Origin of the sequence: Streptomyces paromomycinus (assembly GCF_003865155.1) — a bacterium.
GTDB lineage: Bacteria > Actinomycetota > Actinomycetes > Streptomycetales > Streptomycetaceae > Streptomyces > Streptomyces chrestomyceticus.
Window position 1 is genome coordinate 6,447,531 of the sequence record NZ_BHZD01000001.1, and the last position, 17,274, is coordinate 6,464,804.

Below are 17,274 nucleotides of genomic sequence, written 5' to 3' on the forward strand. Positions count from 1 at the left end.
CCGGACAACGCCGTCCTAAAGTACGGGAGTTCGACTGCCGAAAATCGCCGGTCCGGACGGAGTTGACGCCTGTACGAGGGCCCGTGCGCACGGCCGGGGCTCGTATGCGGGTACCAACGGGTCCCGTACGCGGACGGCGACGGGCCCCGCGCGCGAGCCCGTACGGTTCACGCGCGGGGCCCCGGCGGCTACCGCGCGGCCTGCGCGTCGCAGGCCTGCGCCCGCAGGGCCCGCGCCAGGTCGTCGCGCGCCTCGGACACCAGGCGCCGCAGCGCGGGCGGCGCGTCCGGGTGGCCGGACAGCCACGCGTCCGCCGCGTCCAGCGTCTCCTGGCGGTCCTGGTGGGCGGGGAACAGGCCCCGGACCACGGCCATGCCGATCTCGATCGACCGCTCCCGCCAGACCCGCTCGACGGCCGCGAAGTACTTCGGCGCGTACGGGGCCGTCAGCTCCCGCTGCGACCCCTGCGCGAAGCCGGAGATCGTCGCCTCGACCAGCGCGTTGGACAGCTCGTCGGACTCCACCACGTCCGCCCAGGCCCGCGCCTTGACCTCGGCCGAGGGCCGGGCGGCCAGGCAGCGTACGTGGTGGCGGCGGCCCGAGGCGGTGTCGTCGCGGCGCAGTTCGGCGTCCAGGGCGGCCTGGTCGGCGGCGCCGCGCGCGGTCAGCGGCTCCAGGAACGTCCAGCGCAGCTCCTGGTCGACGTCCAGGCCGTCGATCTTCGCGGTGCCGTCCAGCAGGCCCTGGAGGAGCTGGAGGTCGGCGGCCGTGGCGGCCACCGAGGAGAAGAACCGGGCCCAGGACAGCTGGTGTCCGCTGCCCGGCTCGGCCAGCCGCAGTTCGTGCAGCGCGCCTTGTGCCAGCTCCTGCGCGGCCAGGTCGCGGTGTTCGGGGGCCGTGTAGTGCGCGAGCGCGTAGCCGGCCTGGGCGTGCAGCGACTGGAGCACGCCGATGTCCGACTCGCGGCCCGCGAAGCGCAGCACCAGGTCGAGGTAGTCGCGGGCGGGCATCAGCCCGTCGCGGGTCAGGCCCCACACCGCGGACCAGCACAGCGCGCGCGACAGCGGGTCGGTGATCTCGCCGAGATGGCCGCGGAGCGTGGCCAGCGACCGCTCGTCGAAGCGGACCTTGCAGTACGTCAGGTCGTCGTCGTTGACCAGGATCAGCTCCGGGCGGTCGGCGCCGGTCAGTTCGGTGACGACCGTGCGCGGGCCGGAGACGTCCAGCTCGGCGCGGGCGTAGCGGACCAGGGCGCCGTCCGCGTTCTCCCGCCGGTACAGGCCCACGGCCACCCGGTGCGGCCGCAGTTCGGGGCGCTCGGCGGTGGCTTCCTGGAGGATGCTCAGCTCGGTGATACGGCCTTCGGCGTCGTACGTGGCCTGCGGCGTGAGCGCGTTGACGCCCGCCGTCTCCAGCCAGGCGCGCGACCAGGTGGCCAGGTCGCGTCCGGAGGTCTCCTCCAGGACGGACAGCAGGTCGGTCAGGCGGGTGTTGCCGTACGCGTGGCGCTTGAAGTAGCGCCGCGCGCCCTCCAGGAACGCGTCCCGTCCCACGTATGCGACGAGCTGCTTGAGGACGGCCGCGCCCTTGGCGTACGTGATGCCGTCGAAGTTGAGCTTGGCGTCCTCCAGGTCACGGATGTCGGCGGTGACCGGGTGGGTGGACGGCAGCTGGTCGGCGCGGTAGGCCCAGGCCTTGCGGCCGTTGGCGAAGGTGATCCAGCCGTTGGTGAAGCGGGTCGCCTCCACCAGGGACAGCGCGCCCATGAAGTCGGCGAACGACTCCTTGAGCCACAGGTCGTCCCACCACTGCATGGTGACCAGGTCGCCGAACCACATGTGCGCCATCTCGTGCAGGATGACGTTGGCGCGGCGCTCGTAGGACGCCTCGGTCACCTTGCCGCGGAAGACGAACTCCTCGCGGAAGGTCACACAGCCCGGGTTCTCCATCGCGCCGATGTTGTACTCGGGCACGAACGCCTGGTCGTACTTGCCGAAGGGGTACGGGTAGTCGAAGTGCTCGTGGAAGAAGTCCAGGCCCTGCTTGGTGACGGTGAAGATGTCCGCGGGGTCGAAGTGCCGCGACAGTCCCTTGCGGCACAGCGCGCCGAGCGGGATCTCCAGCTCCGTGCCGTCGGCGAGGGTGCGCCGGTAGGTGTCGGAGACGTAGTGGTACGGGCCGGCGACGACGGCCGTGATGTACGTCGAGATCGGCCACGTCTCGGCGAACCGGTACGTGCCCGCCTCGGGCTCGCCCTCCTGGGCGCCGTTGCTGAGCACCACCCAGCCGTCGGGCGCGGTCACCTCGAAGCGGAACGGTGCCTTCAGGTCGGGCTGTTCGAAGTTGGCGAAGACCCGCCGGGCGTCGGCCGGCTCGTACTGCGTGTAGAGGTAGACCTCGCCGTCCTCCGGGTCCACGAAGCGGTGCAGGCCCTCGCCGGTCCGGCTGTAGGCGCACCGCGCGTCGACCACCAGGGTGTTCTCCGCGGCCAGGTCCGCCAGGGCGACCCGGGTGCCGTCGAAGACCTCCGCCGGGTCCAGCTCCCGCCCGTTGAGGGTGACGGCGGTGACGGCCGGCGCCACCAGGTCCGCGAAGGTGGCGGCCCCGGGCTCGGCGCACCGGAAGCGGAGGGTGGTGCGCGAGCGGAAGGTGCGCGCGGCCTCGCCCTCCTGGACCGCCGACCGCAGGTCCAGCGCCACGTCGTACCCGTCGACGCTCAGCAGTGCGGCCCGCTCCCGGGCCTCGTCTCGGGTCAGATTCTCACCGGGCACGACGCGACTCCCTCGTCCTCGTCTCGTATATCGAACACTGGGAATCATGGCACGCCGCGCCCCGGTTGAAGCCGGTGGCCGGTCCGCCGGCCGGCCGCCGACCCGAACGTTCGAGGAGCAACCGTGTCCCAGACCGCTGCCGCAACCGACCGGACCCCGGCCGATTTCTGGTTCGACCCGTCCTGCCCGTGGGCCTGGCTGACCTCCCGCTGGATGCTGGAGGTGGAGCGGGTGCGCCCGGTGGACGTGCGCTGGCACGTGATGAGCCTCGGCGTGCTGAACGAGGACAAGCTCGACCAGCTGCCCGAGGAGTACCGGGAGAAGAACCGTCCCGGCGGCCCGGTGTGGGCGCCGGTGCGGGTGTGCATCGCCGCCGAGCGGGAGCACGGCCAGGAGGCGCTGGCCCGCCTCTACACCGCGCTCGGCACCCGCTTCCACCACCAGGGCCTGCCGCGTACGAAGGAGACGATCGTGGCCGCGCTGGAGGAGGCCGGACTGCCCGCCGGGCTGGTCGAAGCGGCGGACACCGACGCGTACGACAAGGAGCTGCGCGCCTCGCACAAGGAGGGCATCGACCTGGTGGGCCAGGAGGTCGGCACCCCGGTCATCGCCGTCCCCGGCGCGGACGGCGAGCGGATCGCCTTCTTCGGCCCGGTCGTCACCCCGGCGCCGAAGGGCGAGCAGGCCGCACAGCTCTGGGACGGCACGCTGATGGTCGCGTCCATCCCGGGCTTCTACGAGATCAAGCGGACGCGGACGCAGGGCCCGGTCTTCGACTGACCCGCCGCTCCGGCGGCGCCGTGCACGGACGCGGGCGCCCCGCCGCCGGACGCAGAAGGACCCCCATGAGTCACGTCCTCACGGGGGTCCTTCCGCTATCCGCCTGCCGGGTGAAGGCTGAGAAGACGATCACGAGGCAGGACGCTCACCGGTGCGCCGGAGGCGCCGGGATCAGGGAGCGATCAGCAGTACGTTGGAGCGCTCCTTGGCGGCCGCGTAGCGCTTGGCGACGTCCTGCCAGTTGACGACGCGCCACATCGCCTCGATGAAGTCCACCTTCTGGTTCTTGTACTGCAGGTAGAAGGCGTGCTCCCAGGCGTCGAAGACCAGGATCGGCACCGAGCCCTGGCCGACGTTGCCCTGGTGGTCGTAGATCTGCTCGACGATCAGGCGGCCGGTGATCGGCTCGTAGGCCAGGACACCCCAGCCGGAGCCCTGGGTGGTGGCCGCGGCCTTGGTGAGCTGGGCCTTGAACTTGGCGAACGAGCCGAAGTTCTCCGCGATGGCGTCCGCCAGCTCGCCCACGCCGTCCTTGTCCAGCGGCTCGCCGCCGCCGTCACCGGTCATGTTGTGCCAGTAGATGCTGTGCAGGATGTGGCCGGAGAGGTGGAACGCGAGGTTCTTCTCCAGGCCGTTGATGGAGCCCCACTGGTCCTTGTCGCGCGCCTCGGCGAGCTGCTCCAGGGTGTCGTTGGCGCCCTTGACGTACGCGGCGTGGTGCTTGTCGTGGTGCAGCTCGATGATCTCAGGGCTGATGACAGGTTCGAGCGCCGCGTAGTCGTACGGAAGTTCCGGAAGATTGTAGGTGGCCATGCCGAGCCCTCCAGCTGCTTACGACCTTTAATTGCAATCGACTTGCAACTGCACGCTACCAGCATGAGTGATCACGAACCTGCCGAGGGGCGGAGTCTGGGCCAAAAGAAGGAGGCGGTGCCCGACCTCGGTCCGAGGTCCGGCACCGCCTCCCGAAAAGCGCGGCGCATTCTGGTGAGGTAAGCCTTACCGCACTTCTGCTTTAAGTGAGGTGAGCCTTACTTGTGCTTACCCGGCGTCCTTTTGACGCGCCATTCGCTGCTTGGCGAGACCGACGGCGACGAGCACCACCGCGAACCCGCCGGTGAAGTAGAGCTGCACGCGCTGGTTCTCGTCCCGCAGCATCAGCAGCAGCACCGCCACCACACCGGCCAGCGCGACCCACGTCAGCACCGGGAAGAGCCACATCCGCACGACCAGCTTCCCGGGCTCCTCACGCTCCAGCCGGCGGCGCATCCGCAGCTGCGCGACGGCGATGAAGCCCCACACGACCAGGATCGCCGCGCCCACCATGTTGAGCAGCCACTGGAAGACGGTCTCCGGCCACCAGTAGCTGAACAGCACCGCGAGGAATCCGAAGGCGGAGCAGAGGATCACCGCGCGGCGCGGCACGCCGCCGCTGACCGTGCGCAGGAAGCGCGGGCCCTGGCCGCGCGCGGAGAGCGAGTGCGCCATCCGGGAGGAGCCGTAGATGTTGGCGTTCATCGCGGACAGCAGCGCGATCAGGATGACGACGTTCATGATCTGCCCGGCCGCCGGGATGTCCAGGTAGTCCAGGACGGCGACGTACGGGCCGTTCTTGGCGATGTCCGCGTTGTTCCAGGGGATGACGGTGACGATGACCGCCATCGAGCCGACGTAGAACAGGGCGATCCGCCACATCGCGGTGCGCACGGCGCGGGCCACACCGCGCACCGGGTCCTTGGACTCGGCGGCGGCGATCGTCACCGTCTCCAGGCCGCCGTAGGCGAAGACGGACGCCAGCAGGCCGATGACCAGGCCGTCCGAGCCGTTGGGCAGGAAGCCGCCGTCGCCGGTCAGGTGGGTGGCGCCGGGGGCGGAGGTGCCGGGCAGCACCCCGAGGACGGCGAGCACGCCCAGGACGAGGAAGATGCCGATCGCGGTGATCTTCAGGGCCGCGAACCAGAACTCGAACTCGCCGAAGTTGCTGACCGCCGCCAGGTTGGCGCCGCAGAAGACCACCATGAACAGCAGCACCCACATCCAGGGCTGCGTGTCGGGGAACCAGCCGGTCATGATCCCGGCGGCGCCGATCGCCTCGGCGGCCACCGCCACACACAGCTGCGCGGTGAACATCCAGCCGGTGGTCAGGCCCGCCCACGGCCCGATCGAGCGCCCGGCGTGCACGGAGAACGAGCCGGAGGCGGGGCTGGCCGCCGCCATCTCGCCGAGCATCCGCATCACCAGCATCACCAGGCAGCCGGAGACGGCGTAGGCGAGCACGATCGACGGGCCGGCCGCCGCGATGCCCTCCTTGGAGCCGACGAACAGCCCGGCGCCGATCACCCCGCCGAGGGCGATCATCGACAGATGGCGCTGCTTGAGTCCGTTGGACAGCGGGGCGCCGGTGCCCGGGTCCGCCGCGCTGCCGGTGCCGTCCGCGCCCGCCCCGGCGCCCGGGACCTGGCCGGTCCGCTCGCGCTCGGGCGTGCTGGACGAAGGTGTCCGATTCATGGTCGTACCTGTCCCATTAAGTGAGAGCGAGCGAGACGATCGACGGGGAAAACGCGCTCAGTTTGAGTGTCTGTGTCCGCTGAGGGCAACAGTCGTGCAGCAGTTGTTCGGTATTCAGACGTGATCGTGACCGGTCGTATTCACACCGTTGTGAGACGTGACCCCGGGTGTTCGCGCGGGGGAAGTGAGGCGGAAGAGGGACGGCCGATTCCGGCCGACGGTCCGGCCCCGCGAGGGCGGTCGCCCGGCCCCCCGCGAGGGCGGTGGACGACCGTCGGCTCAGCGGCCGGACCGCCGCATCCGCAGCTCCCGCAGACCCGCGACCACCAGCACCGCACCGGTCGCCGCGGCCGACCACAGCAGCTGCGGCCGGGCCCCGTCGTCGGTGAGCATCAGCACCAGCACCGCCAGCATGGCCGCCAGCGCCGTCCAGGTCAGATACGGGAACGCCCACATGCGCAGGGTCAGCTTCTCCGGCGCCGTCCGCTCGATCTGGCGCCGCAGCCGCAGCTGCGACAGCGCGATCAGCGCCCAGACGAACAGCAGCACCGCGCCGACCGCGTTCAGCATGTAGAGGAAGACCGTGTCCGGCCACAGCAGATTGAGCAGCACCGAGACGAAGCCGAAGGCCACCGAGGACAGCACCGCCCGGCGCGGCACCCCGCCCGCCGTCACCTTCAGCAGCGAGCGCGGCGCCTCGCCCCGCTCGGCCAGCGAGAAGACCATCCGCGAGGACCCGTAGAGGTTGGCGTTGAGCGCCGACAGCAGCGCCACGAAGACCACCACGTTCATGATCTGGCCCGCGCCCGGCACGCCGATGCTGTCCAGCACCGCGACGTACGGGCTCTTGCCCGGCTGCATCGACGACCAGGGCAGCAGTGTCACGACGACCAGCATCGAGCCCACGTAGAAGAAGAGGATGCGCCACACCGCGCTGCGCACCGCGCGCGCCACGTTGCGCGCCGGGTCGTCGGACTCGGCCGCGGCGATGGTCACGACCTCCAGGCCGCCGAAGGCGAACGCGACGGCGAGGACACCGGAGACCACGCCCTGCCAGCCGTTGGGCAGGAACCCGCCCTGCCCGGTGAGGTTGGCCAGCCCGACCGCCTCGGTGTCCGGCAGCACCCCGAAGATCGCGAGCAGGCTGAGCACCAGGAACAGCACGATCGCGCCGACCTTCAGCGTCGCGAACCAGAACTCGAACTCGCCGAAACTCTTGACCGCGGTGAGGTTGGCGGCCGTGAACACCAGCATGAAGATCAGCACCCAGCCCCACTGCGGGACCGCGGGCACCCACCCGTTGGCGATCTGCGCCGCGCCGGTGGCCTCCACCGCCAGCACCACCACCAGCAGGAACCAGTACAGCCAGCCCACGCTGAAGCCCGCCCAGCGGCCCAGCGCGCGCTCCGCGTGCACCGAGAAGGCGCCGGACGCGGGCATCGCCGAGGACATCTCGCCGAGCATCCGCATGATCAGCATGGCCAGCGCGCCCGCGATCAGGTACGAGAGGACGATGCCGGGGCCGGCCACCGCGATGCCCGCGCCGGAGCCCACGAACAGGCCCGCGCCGATCACCCCGCCCAGCCCGAGCATGGTCAGATGGCGCTGTTTGAGCCCGGCGGACAGCGGTTCGCGCTCGCCGGCGCCATCGCCCGAAGGTGGCGTTCCGGTGGCGGTGGGGGCGTCGTGCATGGGCTCGTACTCTCGCAAAGGGTCTTTGGGGGAACCCCACAGGGTCCCGCGTTGTCCCCCCAGTTTCCCCGCCCGTCGCGCGCTACCACAAAATGCGCACCCGTCCGGGGCGATGGCCGTGATGAGCATCACGTGACCTGCGAAGACCGCTGACGAGGCGGTTCGGCCCACCGGGCGCGGCGTTGTACGGAAGTCTCCAAGGACACCATTGCGCCTTTGTCGCCGCCACACGATGATCGGCTGCGGGGCGCTGGACTAACGTCGTCGCGTCCCCCTGTCCCCGCTCCACCTCACACCCCGCGGAGTTCCGATGAGCACTGCCGACGCAACCACCAGGCCCGGTGCGGTCCTCGCCGATCTGCTGCCCGCGGCGGGCGCCACCCGCGCCCGCGTCCGTGACGCCGCACTGGTCGTCGGCGGCGCCGCGCTCACCGGCATCGCCGCGCAGATCGCCCTCCCGGTCCCCGGCTCCCCGGTCCCGGTCACCGGCCAGACCTTCGCCGCCCTGCTCGTCGGCGCCTCGCTCGGCGCGGGCCGCGGCTTCGCCTCCCTCGCGCTGTACGCGCTGCTCGGCATGGCGGGCCTGCCCTGGTTCGCGGGCGGCGCGGCCGGCGCGGGCGGCGCGACCTTCGGCTACGTCCTCGGCATGCTCCTCGCCGCCACCGCGGTGGGCGCGCTGGCCCGCCGCGGCGGCGACCGCGGCCCGCTGCGCACGGTCGGCACCATGGCGGTCGGCACGGCCCTGATCTACGCGGTCGGCGTGCCCTTCCTCGCGCTGAGCACCGGCATGTCGCTCGGCCAGGCGGCCGCGACCGGTCTCGTCCCCTTCCTGATCGGCGACGCCCTCAAGGCCGCGCTGGCGATGGGCGCGCTGCCCACCGCGTGGAAGCTGCTCGGCCGCCGCGGCTGACCCCGCGCGCGCCGTCCCTCCGTACGGAACCGGACCGGGCCCCGTACCGCCACGTCGCGTGGTGGTACGGGGCCCGGCGGCTTTCCGGGCGCGGACGGGCCGTACGCGTGCGGTCTGCGCGTCGGGTACGGCCCCAGGTCACCGGTGCGACGACCTGCGGGTGGTGATCCACACCCCGGCACCGCCGAGGAGCAGCAGGCCCGCGGCGGCGCCCGCCAGCGGCAGGACCGACGGCGGGCCGGTCTCGGGCAGCCGCTCCCCGGGAGCCGCCGACTCCGACGGGCCCGGCGTGGCGGTCGACGAACCGGCCGGCACATTGACGGTGTTGAGCATCAGCGGGGTGTCCGGCGCGTCGGACACCGGATCACGGGTGCCGAAATGGACCGGGCCCTGCTGCCACAGCAAGGTCTCCGTGTTTCCCAGGGTCACCGGCAGACAGATCTGTCCCTGCCGGTTCAGATCGAAATGCGCGGTGACGTCGAACGTACGGCTCTTTCCGCTCGCCAGCGAGTCGATCGCACACGAGTACGCGCTGTTCGAGCCCTTCGGCAGTCGTGCCTCGGGCACCTTCGTGCACCCGGCCACGTCGTCGACCGTCAGCCCCTGGAAACCGGCGACCGTCAGCCGTACGGCACCGGTCGCAGCGGAACCCTTGTTGGTGACCTTGGCGGTCAGCTCCGTCTTTCCGCTGCGATTGTCGACGGAAATCCTTTCCGGCAGTTCCGTGGTGATCCGATAGCCCGCCGGCGCGCTGGGACCGGCCTTGCCGCCCGCGCTGCTGCCCGGTACGGGTTCGGCCGCCAGGGCTGCCGAACCGACCGGCAGCGCCAGTACGGCCGCCGCCGCGGCCACCATGAACGCACGTTTCCCCTGTCGGGTTGTGTACATTCTTGAACCCCCCTTTTCCCCGTCCTCGGCTGAGGTATTTGATGGGTACCACAAGATTCCGCGGGTGCTGTGGGGGCTGGGCATGGTGGGGAATGCGAGCGAGGTGGGGCCCGGGCGTCTGGCGGCGGGCCGATACCGCCTGCTGGAATTGATCGGACGCGGCGGAATGGGGCGGGTCTGGCGCGCCCAGGACGAAATGCTCGACCGGTGCGTCGCGGTCAAGGAAATACGTATCGACGAACACGCCGGCGAGGAAAGCGTGGTGCAGCGCGAACGCAGTCTGCGCGAGGCCCGCGCCACCGCCCGTATCGACCATCCGAATGTGGTGCGCGTCCACGACGTGGCGGAGGAGGGCGACCGGCTGTGGATCGTCATGCAGCTGGTCCAGGCCCGCTCCCTGGAGCAGATCCTCGCCCAGGACGGCCCGCTGTCCCCGGACGCGACGGCCCGGGCCGGCGCCGGACTGGCCCGCGCCCTGCGCGAGGTGCACGCGGTGGGCGTACTCCACCGGGACATCAAGCCCGGCAACGTCCTGATCGACGGCCGGGGCGCCGTCGTCCTGACCGACTTCGGCATCGCCGCCATGCAGGACGCCACCGCCCTGACCATGGCCGGGATGCTGATCGGCTCGCCGGACTACATGGCGCCCGAACGGGTCGCGGGACAGGAGCAGGGGCCGCCCTCCGACCTGTGGTCACTGGGCGCCACCCTGTGCGCCGCCGTCGCGGGGCAGTCACCGTTCACCCGCGCCACGACCCTCGCCACGCTGCACGCGGTGCTGCACGAGGAGCCCGCCATCCCGCCCGCCGCGGGTCCGCTGCGCGAGGTGCTGACCGCCCTGCTGAACAAGGACCCGGAGGCGCGTCCCTCCCTCGACGAGGTCGAGGCGCGGCTCGGCCCGCTGGCGCGCCGGGCCGCCGCGGCGAATCCGACGGAGCCGATGAACGCGGCCGAGGTCGTGGACGTCCGTACGCCCACGGTGGCCGACCCGGCTCCGGACCGCATCGAGGCGGCAGCCCCTGCTCCCCGCACGGACAGCGGCCCTCGGCCCGCGCCGCCTCCCGCCGCCCCCTCGGCCCCACCCGCCCCCTCAGACCCACCCGGTCGCCCCCGCCGCAAGCGGCAGGCCCTGCTCGCGGCCGGCGGCGTCCTCGCGTCCGCCGCCGCGGTCGTGGTGATCCTCGTCGCGTCGCAGGGCGCGGACCCCGGCGGTACGGCCGGTGCCGGAGCCGGTACCGGCCGCCCTTCCGCCACCGGCACCGGCGCCGGTACGGGCACCGCCACGGACACCGGGAGCGGCGGCCCGGCGGCCCCGGCCGGCGCCCGCCGCACCGAGAACGGCTTCAGCTGGGTGCCGCCGGCCGGCTGGAACCGCACCGAGGAGTCCACCAGCGACATCACGTACAGCACGCGGGACGGCTCCACGCTCGTCTCGGCCCGGCAGGACCCGTCCTCCGGCGGCGACCTGCTGGCGGTCTGGCAGCGGTACGAGGCGCAGCAGCACGACGTGCCGGGCTACCGCAGGGTCCGCCTGGAGCGCACCACCTTCCAGGGGTACCCCGCCGTCGAGTGGGAGTTCGCCTACACCCGGGACGGGAAACCGGCGCACGGGCGGCAGCTCGGCTTCCGGGCCGGGAACCGGACCTACCAGCTCAACCTCTGGTACCTGGATTCCGCCGAGGCCGCCGCCCTGCGCGCCTACGAGCGGGTCAAGGAGTCCTTCCGGACGTCGCCCTGACCTTCCGGGCCGCCGCCGTCCGCCGCGCCGGCGCCGCCGTCGGCGCGCCGCTTGCGGTCCAGCACCAGGCCGACGGCCAGGACGACCACGGCCGCGACCACCGAGAGCACCATCTGCTTGCGCCCGTCGGGGTTGTAGAACATGTAGCCCACGACGAAGAGGATCAGCGCGATCGTCGCGTACGTCAGATACGGGTACAGCCACATCCGTACCGTCAGCCGCTCCGGCATCTCCCGCTCGATGATCTTGCGCATCCGCAGCTGCGAGCAGCAGATGACCAGCCAGACGAAGAGCGCCACCGCGCCGGAGGAGTTCAGCAGGAACGCGAAGACGGTGTCCTTGGAGGTGTAGCTGAAGATCGTCGCGACGAAGCCGAAGGCCACCGACGCCCAGATGGCGGTCGCCGGGACGCCGCCCTTGTTCACCCGGGCGAAGGACTTCGGCGCGTCGCCGCGCTCGCCGAGCGAGAACGCCATCCGGGAGGCGGTGTACAGGCCGGAGTTCAGGCAGGACAGCACGGCGGTGAGCACCACGACGTCCATCACGGTGCCGGCCGCCGGGATGTCCAGCGACCTCAGCACGGCCACGTACGGGCTCTTGTCGAGCGCCGGGTCGTCCCACGGCAGCAGCGTCACGATCACCGCGATCGAGCCGAGGTAGAACAGCGCGATCCGCCAGATGACGCTGTTGACGGCCTTGCGGACGGCCTGCACCGGGTTCGGCGACTCGCTGGCCGCCAGGGTGACGATCTCGCTGCCCATGAAGGAGAAGACCACCAGCAGCATGCCGGAGAGGATCGCGCCGGGCCCGTTCGGCAGGAACCCGCCGTGGCCGGTCAGGTTCGACAGGCCCACCGCGTGGTCGCCGGGCGGCAGCCCGAAGATCGCCAGCGCGCCGACCACGATGAACACCACGATCGCCACGACCTTGATGCCGGCGAACCAGAACTCGAACTCGCCGAACGAGCCGACGGAGATCAGGTTGGTGCCGGTCAGCACGATCATCACCAGCAGCGCCCACGCCCACTGCGGGACGGCGGGGACCCAGCCGGTGAGGATCGAGGCGGCGGCGGTCGCCTCGACGGCCAGCACGACCGACCAGAAGAACCAGTACAGCCAGCCGATGGTGAAGCCCGCCCAGCGGCCCAGCGCCCGGTCCGCGTAGGCGGAGAACGAGCCGGAGGTCGGGGAGGCGGCGGCCATCTCGCCCAGCATCCGCATCACCAGGACGACCAGCAGGCCGGTCAGCGCGTACGAGATCAGGATGCCGGGACCGGCCGCCGCGATGCCCGCGCCGGAGCCCACGAACAGTCCGGCGCCGATCACGCCGCCGATGGCGATCATCGACAGATGACGGTTCTTGAGACCTGCCTGAAGGCCGTCGGGAGACTGGCCTCCGCCGGGGCCGCCGGGGCCGCCGGGGCCACCGGCCGCCTTGCCCGCGTTCATGGTCGGCGGATGCGCGCCCATGTGCACCGTCCTTCTGTGGTTCTCGGTGTCGAGTCCCCGCATTAGAACTGCGTTAACGGCCGTTTTGGAAGATCTGAATCCGGATCGTTGCGTGGATCTCATTTCCGCACGTCACCGTGTGTACATCGCACGTATGGCGGCCGGGGGACCGGCGACACCTACCCCGGGCCCGGCGGACGACACGTCCGTGCAACACTCAGCACATGCGCGTGTATCTCGGCTCCGACCATGCCGGTTTCGAACTGAAGAACCACCTCGTCGAGTGGCTCAAGGCCCACGGCCACGAGCCCGTCGACTGCGGCCCGCACATCTACGACGCCGTGGACGACTATCCGCCGTTCTGCCTGCGCGCCGCCGAGCGGACCGCGGCCGACCCGGAGAGCCTGGGCGTCGTCATCGGCGGCTCCGGCAACGGCGAGCAGATCGCCGCCAACAAGGTCAAGGGCGTCCGGGCGGTGCTGGCCTGGAGCGAGGAGACCGCGAAGCTGGGGCGGGAGCATAACGACGCCAACGTGATCTCGGTCGGCGGCCGGATGCACACCCAGGACGAGGCGACGCGCTTCATCGAGGCGTTCCTGGCCACGCCGTACTCGAACGAGGAGCGGCACACCCGCCGCATCGAGATGCTCTCCCGCTACGAGACCACCGGCGAACTCCCGGACATCCCGGCCCACCACCCGCAGCAGGGCTGAGCCCACCCGCCGTCCCGCCCGCGCCGCCGTCGGCGCGGGCGGTCGCCGTTACCCCCGCCGAGGAGGCGTCGACCCATGCCCGAGGGGCACACGATCCACCGCCTCGCGCTGGACCACCGTGCGCTCTTCGAGGGCGTGCCGGTCCGGGCGAGCAGCCCCCAGGGCAAGTTCTCCGACAGCGCGGCGCTGATCGACGGCCAGGTCATGACCACCGCCGAGGCGCACGGCAAGCACCTCTTCCTCGGCTTCGGGCCCGCCGGATGGGTCCACATCCACCTCGGCCTGTTCGGCAAGCTGACCTTCGGCGACGCCCCGGCCCCGCCGCCCACCGACACCGTACGGCTGCGGCTGGCCAACGCCACCGCCTACGCCGACCTGCGCGGCCCCACCGCCTGCGCGCTGCTCACCGACGCCGGGAAGCAGGCGATACACGACCGCCTCGGCCCCGACCCGCTGCGCCCCGAGGACGACGGCGAACGCGCCTGGGCGCGGATCTCCCGCAGCCGTACGTCGGTCGCCGCCCTGCTGATGGACCAGAAGGTGATCGCGGGCGTCGGCAACGTCTACCGCGCCGAGGTCCTCTTCCGGCACGGCATCGACCCGTACCGCGCCGGACGTGATCTGCGCCGGTCCGAATGGGACGCGGTCTGGGCGGACCTGGTCGACCTGATGCGCGAGGGCGTCCGGCACAACCGCATCGACACGGTCCGCGCGGAACACCTCCCCGAGGCCATGGGCCGCCCGCCGCGCGTCGACGACCACGGCGGCGAGGTCTACGTCTACCGCCGGGCCCGCCAGGAGTGCCACATCTGCCGCACCGAGATCCGCACCGCGGCCCTGGCCAACCGCAACCTCTTCTGGTGCCCGGGCTGCCAGCCGAAGTGAACTCCGGCTCACGAGGCCTGGTGCGAGCGAGTCCCCCCGACGAAGTAGTCCAGCCCCGGCTCGAACTTCAGCCGGGGAACGGCGGCCAGCACGTGGGGTCGCAGGTCGTGGGTCACTTCGTACTCCGCGCAGGCCAGCCACTCGTCCGTCCCCGCCGGGGGCAGGCGGCGGTCGAAGAGGTCACGGATACGCATGATCTCTTCCCGGCTGAGCTCGGTGAGGTCCGCCAGGCGTTCGTCGGCGTCCCACCCGGCCAGTTGCCAGACGAGCCGTTCGTGGGGCGTTTTGGTGTCGTTCACACCGAAACGATAGACCCGCAGGTGAGGGGCCTGTCAGCGGCCCGCCCCGAACGGCGGCCGGGCTCGGGCCGGCGCCGGTCAAGGGCGCGGACACCCGCCCTCAGAACCCGTGCGGCAGCCACGGCTTGCGGTGCGTGCCGAACGCCACCGACGCCTCCCGCAGGGCGCCCGGGCGCAGTTCGCGTACCCGGCCCGCCGCGGCCAGCGCGTCGAGGGTGAAGCCGCCCAGGTAGGCGGCGCCCAACTCCCGGACGGTCAGCGCCAGGTCGGCGGGGTCCGCGGTCCGCTCGCAGGAGGCGCCCTTCTCGTCGCCGGTGAGCCGCCACCGGCCCTCGTTCCAGGGGCAGAACGGGTCCGCCACGTCCAGGACCACGTCCAGCGGCGCCGCGTACGTCCGCGCCGCGAGTGCCTCGCCGGCCTCCACCAGCCGTACGAACAGCGACTCGCGCACCATGACCCGGCAGCGCCGGATGTCGTCCACGAGGTGCAGCAGCGGATCGTCGGCCGGGCGGTTGCGTACCGTCAGCCGGGACGTCAGGTCGATGCCGAACAGGTAGCGCCACAGCGCCGCGTAGACCACCGGGTCCAGCGCCTCGACGTCCCGCAGGACCACCGTCCCGTCGGGCCCGCCGCTGTCCCAGCCCGCCTTGACCGCGTAGCGCGCGTACCCGCGTGTCTCCCCGGCCACCTCGGCCAGCACGCACAGCAGCGGCCCGGCCCCGTCGCGGTCGGCCTCCGGGTCGAGCAGCGGCAGCCGCTCCCAGCCGGGCTGCCGGGCGAGCATCCCGGGCCGGCCGGTGACCAGCTGTTCGTACACCTTCTCGCAGTCCGCCAGCCCGGTCTCCGGGTCGACCAGCCGCAGCCGTACGTCGTCGGCACCCTCCGGCACGTCGACCGACTGGCGCAGCGTGTCGAGCGTCATGCTCACCGCCTCGGACCCGGCGCCGTATCCGAAGCGCCCGTAGATGGCCGGTTCGGAGGCGGTGAGCACGGCCAGCGGCTCGCGCCGGTCCCGGATGTCCGCGAGCTGGTGGCGCATCATCGTGCGCAGGATGCCGCGCCGCCGGTGCGTGGGCTGCACACTGACCAGCGTCACACCGGCCGCCGGGAGCACGGCGCCGCCGGGCACCGTCAGCCGGAACGAGTACGCGCCCGCCGTGCCCACGGTCTCGCCGCCGTCCCGCATGTCCAGGCAGCGCTCCGGCTCGCCCAGCCGCCGCCACAGGGCGCGCTCCTCGGGCGCTTCGGGAGTGCCCCCGAACGCCCGCTCCAGCTTCCCGTACCAGTCGGCCCAGTCGTCCGGACGCAGTTGCCGCAACTCGGTCGTCATAGGCCATGGGTAGCAGGACGTCTTCCGCCCGCGCGACCGTTTTTCGAACGCCGTTTCCCGGCGATTGCGCCAGGCGGCGTGCCGTGAATCGACGCGCCGCCGAACGGGTGGATAAGGTCCCAGAACAATGGCGAGCAGCACGGGAGCGGAGTCCCCGACGGCCCGGTGGCGCAAGGCGGTGCACCGGGCCCGTATCAGCGTGCGCAAGGCCGGGGTCGACTACTTCCGGGGCGACGGCTCCGACTGGATCGCCCTGGTCGCCCTCCTGATCGCCATTCCCGCCATCGCCTGCGGCACCGTCTGGCGCCCCGACTGGATCGCGCCCACCGCGCTGGTCCTGCCGGTCATCGCCGGCGGCCTGCTGCTGCGCCCGGCCAATCTGCTCGCCCTGTACGGGACCTCCGCCGCGGCCCTGATCGTCGAGGCGTCGCTGCTCGGTCCGTACGACCAGGGCCGCGACCGGATCACCCCGGGCACGGTGCTGGTGGTCGCGGCGGTCGGCCTGTCCGGGCTGCTGATCGCGCAGTTCCGCAGCCGGGTCGGCGTGCCGTGGCGGCGCGGCGGCACCATGCTCTTCGACCTGCGTGAACGTATCCGCGTCCAGAGCAAGCTGCCCAAACTGCCGGCCGGCTGGCACCGCGAGATGGCGCTGCGCCCGGCCGGCGGGCAGTCCTTCTCCGGCGACTTCGTGGTGGCCTCCCGTACGCACGGGGGCAACATCCTCGAAGTCGTCCTGACCGACGTGTCCGGCAAGGGCATGGACGCGGCCTCCCGCGCGCTGCTGCTCTCCGGCGCCTTCGGCGGCCTGCTCGGCTCGCTGCCGCCGCACGGCTTCCTGCCCGCCGCCAACGGCTACCTGCTGCGCCAGGACTGGGACGAGGGCTTCGCCACCTCCGTCCACCTCGTGCTGGACCTGGAGTCCGGCGACTACGAGCTGCTGTCCGCCGGACACCTGCCCGCACTCCAGCTCAGCGCGGGCACCGGCCGCTGGGAGGAGAAGGCGGCGGAGGGGCCGCTGCTCGGGGTGTACGACGGGGCGCAGTTCGACCCGGTCAAAGGGACGCTGCGCCCCGGTGACGTGCTGATGCTCTTCACGGACGGCCTGGTGGAGGCCGCCGACCGGGACATCGCGGAGGGCATCGACCGGCTGACCGGCGAGGCCGACCGCTACGTGGCCGGCGGCTTCGTGGGGGCCGCGTGGCATCTGATCGAAGCCGTGGCCAAGGACGTCAACGACGACCGCGCGCTGCTGCTGATCTGCCGCGACTGAACCGTACGGTGGGCCCGACCGCCAGGCCCCGCCCGCGGAGGA

The 17,274-nt window shown here is 72.0% G+C and carries 14 protein-coding genes; 6 read left to right on the forward strand and 8 right to left on the reverse strand.

Features of this window, described 5'->3' with window-relative positions:
• Positions 1-188 precede the first annotated feature (188 nt).
• Complete coding sequence (pepN, locus tag OEIGOIKO_RS27625; RefSeq protein WP_125056261.1) at positions 189-2,771, reverse strand: aminopeptidase N; 2,583 nt, start codon at positions 2,769-2,771, stop codon at positions 189-191.
• 123 nt (positions 2,772-2,894) lie between these two features.
• On the opposite strand from pepN, the gene OEIGOIKO_RS27630 reads away from it, so the two are divergent.
• Positions 2,895-3,551: a mycothiol-dependent nitroreductase Rv2466c family protein gene (locus OEIGOIKO_RS27630; protein ID WP_125056262.1), complete on the forward strand. Its 657-nt coding sequence runs from the start codon at positions 2,895-2,897 to the stop codon at positions 3,549-3,551.
• A gap of 171 nt (positions 3,552-3,722) precedes the next feature.
• Here OEIGOIKO_RS27630 and OEIGOIKO_RS27635 read toward each other — a convergent pair whose 3' ends face one another.
• The 3 genes from OEIGOIKO_RS27635 to OEIGOIKO_RS27645 all read right to left on the reverse strand — a co-directional run bounded on the left by OEIGOIKO_RS27635 (position 3,723) and on the right by OEIGOIKO_RS27645 (position 7,751).
• Positions 3,723-4,364: a superoxide dismutase gene (locus OEIGOIKO_RS27635; RefSeq protein ID WP_031001846.1), complete on the reverse strand. Its 642-nt coding sequence runs from the start codon at positions 4,362-4,364 to the stop codon at positions 3,723-3,725.
• A 228-nt stretch (positions 4,365-4,592) separates the two neighbouring features.
• Positions 4,593-6,059, reverse strand: coding sequence for an amino acid permease (locus OEIGOIKO_RS27640; protein ID WP_125056263.1), 1,467 nt, complete (start codon positions 6,057-6,059; stop codon positions 4,593-4,595).
• Between the two features lie 279 nt (positions 6,060-6,338).
• Positions 6,339-7,751 carry an amino acid permease gene (locus OEIGOIKO_RS27645; protein WP_125056264.1) on the reverse strand — a complete coding sequence of 471 codons (1,413 nt, stop codon included), beginning with the start codon at positions 7,749-7,751 and terminating at the stop codon, positions 6,339-6,341.
• Between the two features lie 310 nt (positions 7,752-8,061).
• Between OEIGOIKO_RS27645 and OEIGOIKO_RS27650 the strand changes: the two genes are divergently transcribed.
• Positions 8,062-8,661, forward strand: a complete 600-nt coding sequence (locus tag OEIGOIKO_RS27650) for a biotin transporter BioY (protein WP_125056265.1) — start codon at positions 8,062-8,064, stop codon at positions 8,659-8,661.
• A gap of 138 nt (positions 8,662-8,799) precedes the next feature.
• On the opposite strand, the gene OEIGOIKO_RS27655 is transcribed toward OEIGOIKO_RS27650, so the two are convergent.
• Complete coding sequence (locus OEIGOIKO_RS27655) at positions 8,800-9,549, reverse strand: hypothetical protein (RefSeq protein ID WP_246177562.1); 750 nt, start codon at positions 9,547-9,549, stop codon at positions 8,800-8,802.
• 64 nt (positions 9,550-9,613) lie between these two features.
• Between OEIGOIKO_RS27655 and OEIGOIKO_RS27660 the strand changes: the two genes are divergently transcribed.
• On the forward strand, positions 9,614-11,287 hold the full coding sequence (locus tag OEIGOIKO_RS27660; RefSeq protein WP_307721247.1) for a serine/threonine-protein kinase: 1,674 nt from the start codon (positions 9,614-9,616) through the stop codon (positions 11,285-11,287).
• Here the strand turns inward: OEIGOIKO_RS27660 and OEIGOIKO_RS27665 are convergent.
• Positions 11,248-12,756 (reverse strand): amino acid permease, encoded by a 1,509-nt coding sequence (locus OEIGOIKO_RS27665; protein WP_125056266.1) that lies wholly within the window; start codon positions 12,754-12,756, stop codon positions 11,248-11,250. The two genes, OEIGOIKO_RS27660 and OEIGOIKO_RS27665, sit on opposite strands and share 40 nt — an antisense overlap.
• A gap of 203 nt (positions 12,757-12,959) precedes the next feature.
• Between OEIGOIKO_RS27665 and OEIGOIKO_RS27670 the strand changes: the two genes are divergently transcribed.
• Together OEIGOIKO_RS27670 and OEIGOIKO_RS27675 are read left to right on the forward strand one after the other, a co-directional pair.
• The gene (locus tag OEIGOIKO_RS27670) at positions 12,960-13,448 is read left to right on the forward strand and encodes a ribose-5-phosphate isomerase (RefSeq protein ID WP_125056267.1); all 489 of its coding nucleotides are present in this window, start codon (positions 12,960-12,962) and stop codon (positions 13,446-13,448) included.
• A gap of 75 nt (positions 13,449-13,523) precedes the next feature.
• Positions 13,524-14,333: an Fpg/Nei family DNA glycosylase gene (locus OEIGOIKO_RS27675; RefSeq protein ID WP_125056268.1), complete on the forward strand. Its 810-nt coding sequence runs from the start codon at positions 13,524-13,526 to the stop codon at positions 14,331-14,333.
• Between the two features lie 8 nt (positions 14,334-14,341).
• Here the strand turns inward: OEIGOIKO_RS27675 and OEIGOIKO_RS27680 are convergent, their stop codons facing one another.
• Both OEIGOIKO_RS27680 and OEIGOIKO_RS27685 read right to left on the reverse strand, forming a co-directional pair.
• On the reverse strand, positions 14,342-14,632 hold the full coding sequence (locus OEIGOIKO_RS27680) for a hypothetical protein (protein ID WP_125056269.1): 291 nt from the start codon (positions 14,630-14,632) through the stop codon (positions 14,342-14,344).
• A 100-nt stretch (positions 14,633-14,732) separates the two neighbouring features.
• Complete coding sequence (locus tag OEIGOIKO_RS27685) at positions 14,733-15,962, reverse strand: GNAT family N-acetyltransferase (RefSeq protein ID WP_125056270.1); 1,230 nt, start codon at positions 15,960-15,962, stop codon at positions 14,733-14,735.
• 127 nt (positions 15,963-16,089) lie between these two features.
• On the opposite strand from OEIGOIKO_RS27685, the gene OEIGOIKO_RS27690 reads away from it, so the two are divergent.
• Positions 16,090-17,232, forward strand: coding sequence for a PP2C family protein-serine/threonine phosphatase (locus OEIGOIKO_RS27690; protein ID WP_125056271.1), 1,143 nt, complete (start codon positions 16,090-16,092; stop codon positions 17,230-17,232).
• The last annotated feature ends 42 nt before the right edge of the window (positions 17,233-17,274 follow it).

What these genes read in the sequence shown, in the direction of transcription:
- OEIGOIKO_RS27655 (WP_246177562.1), bottom strand. Translation starts at nt 9,549, where the DNA reads ATGTACACAACCCGACAGGGGAAACGTGCGTTCATGGTGGCCGCGGCG.
- OEIGOIKO_RS27640 (WP_125056263.1), bottom strand. Translation starts at nt 6,059, where the DNA reads ATGAATCGGACACCTTCGTCCAGCACGCCCGAGCGCGAGCGGACCGGC.
- OEIGOIKO_RS27690 (WP_125056271.1), top strand. Translation starts at nt 16,090, where the DNA reads ATGGCGAGCAGCACGGGAGCGGAGTCCCCGACGGCCCGGTGGCGCAAG.
- OEIGOIKO_RS27670 (WP_125056267.1), top strand. Translation starts at nt 12,960, where the DNA reads ATGCGCGTGTATCTCGGCTCCGACCATGCCGGTTTCGAACTGAAGAAC.
- OEIGOIKO_RS27635 (WP_031001846.1), bottom strand. Translation starts at nt 4,364, where the DNA reads ATGGCCACCTACAATCTTCCGGAACTTCCGTACGACTACGCGGCGCTC.
- OEIGOIKO_RS27665 (WP_125056266.1), bottom strand. Translation starts at nt 12,756, where the DNA reads ATGGGCGCGCATCCGCCGACCATGAACGCGGGCAAGGCGGCCGGTGGC.
- OEIGOIKO_RS27650 (WP_125056265.1), top strand. Translation starts at nt 8,062, where the DNA reads ATGAGCACTGCCGACGCAACCACCAGGCCCGGTGCGGTCCTCGCCGAT.
- OEIGOIKO_RS27645 (WP_125056264.1), bottom strand. Translation starts at nt 7,751, where the DNA reads ATGCACGACGCCCCCACCGCCACCGGAACGCCACCTTCGGGCGATGGC.
- OEIGOIKO_RS27685 (WP_125056270.1), bottom strand. Translation starts at nt 15,962, where the DNA reads ATGACGACCGAGTTGCGGCAACTGCGTCCGGACGACTGGGCCGACTGG.
- OEIGOIKO_RS27675 (WP_125056268.1), top strand. Translation starts at nt 13,524, where the DNA reads ATGCCCGAGGGGCACACGATCCACCGCCTCGCGCTGGACCACCGTGCG.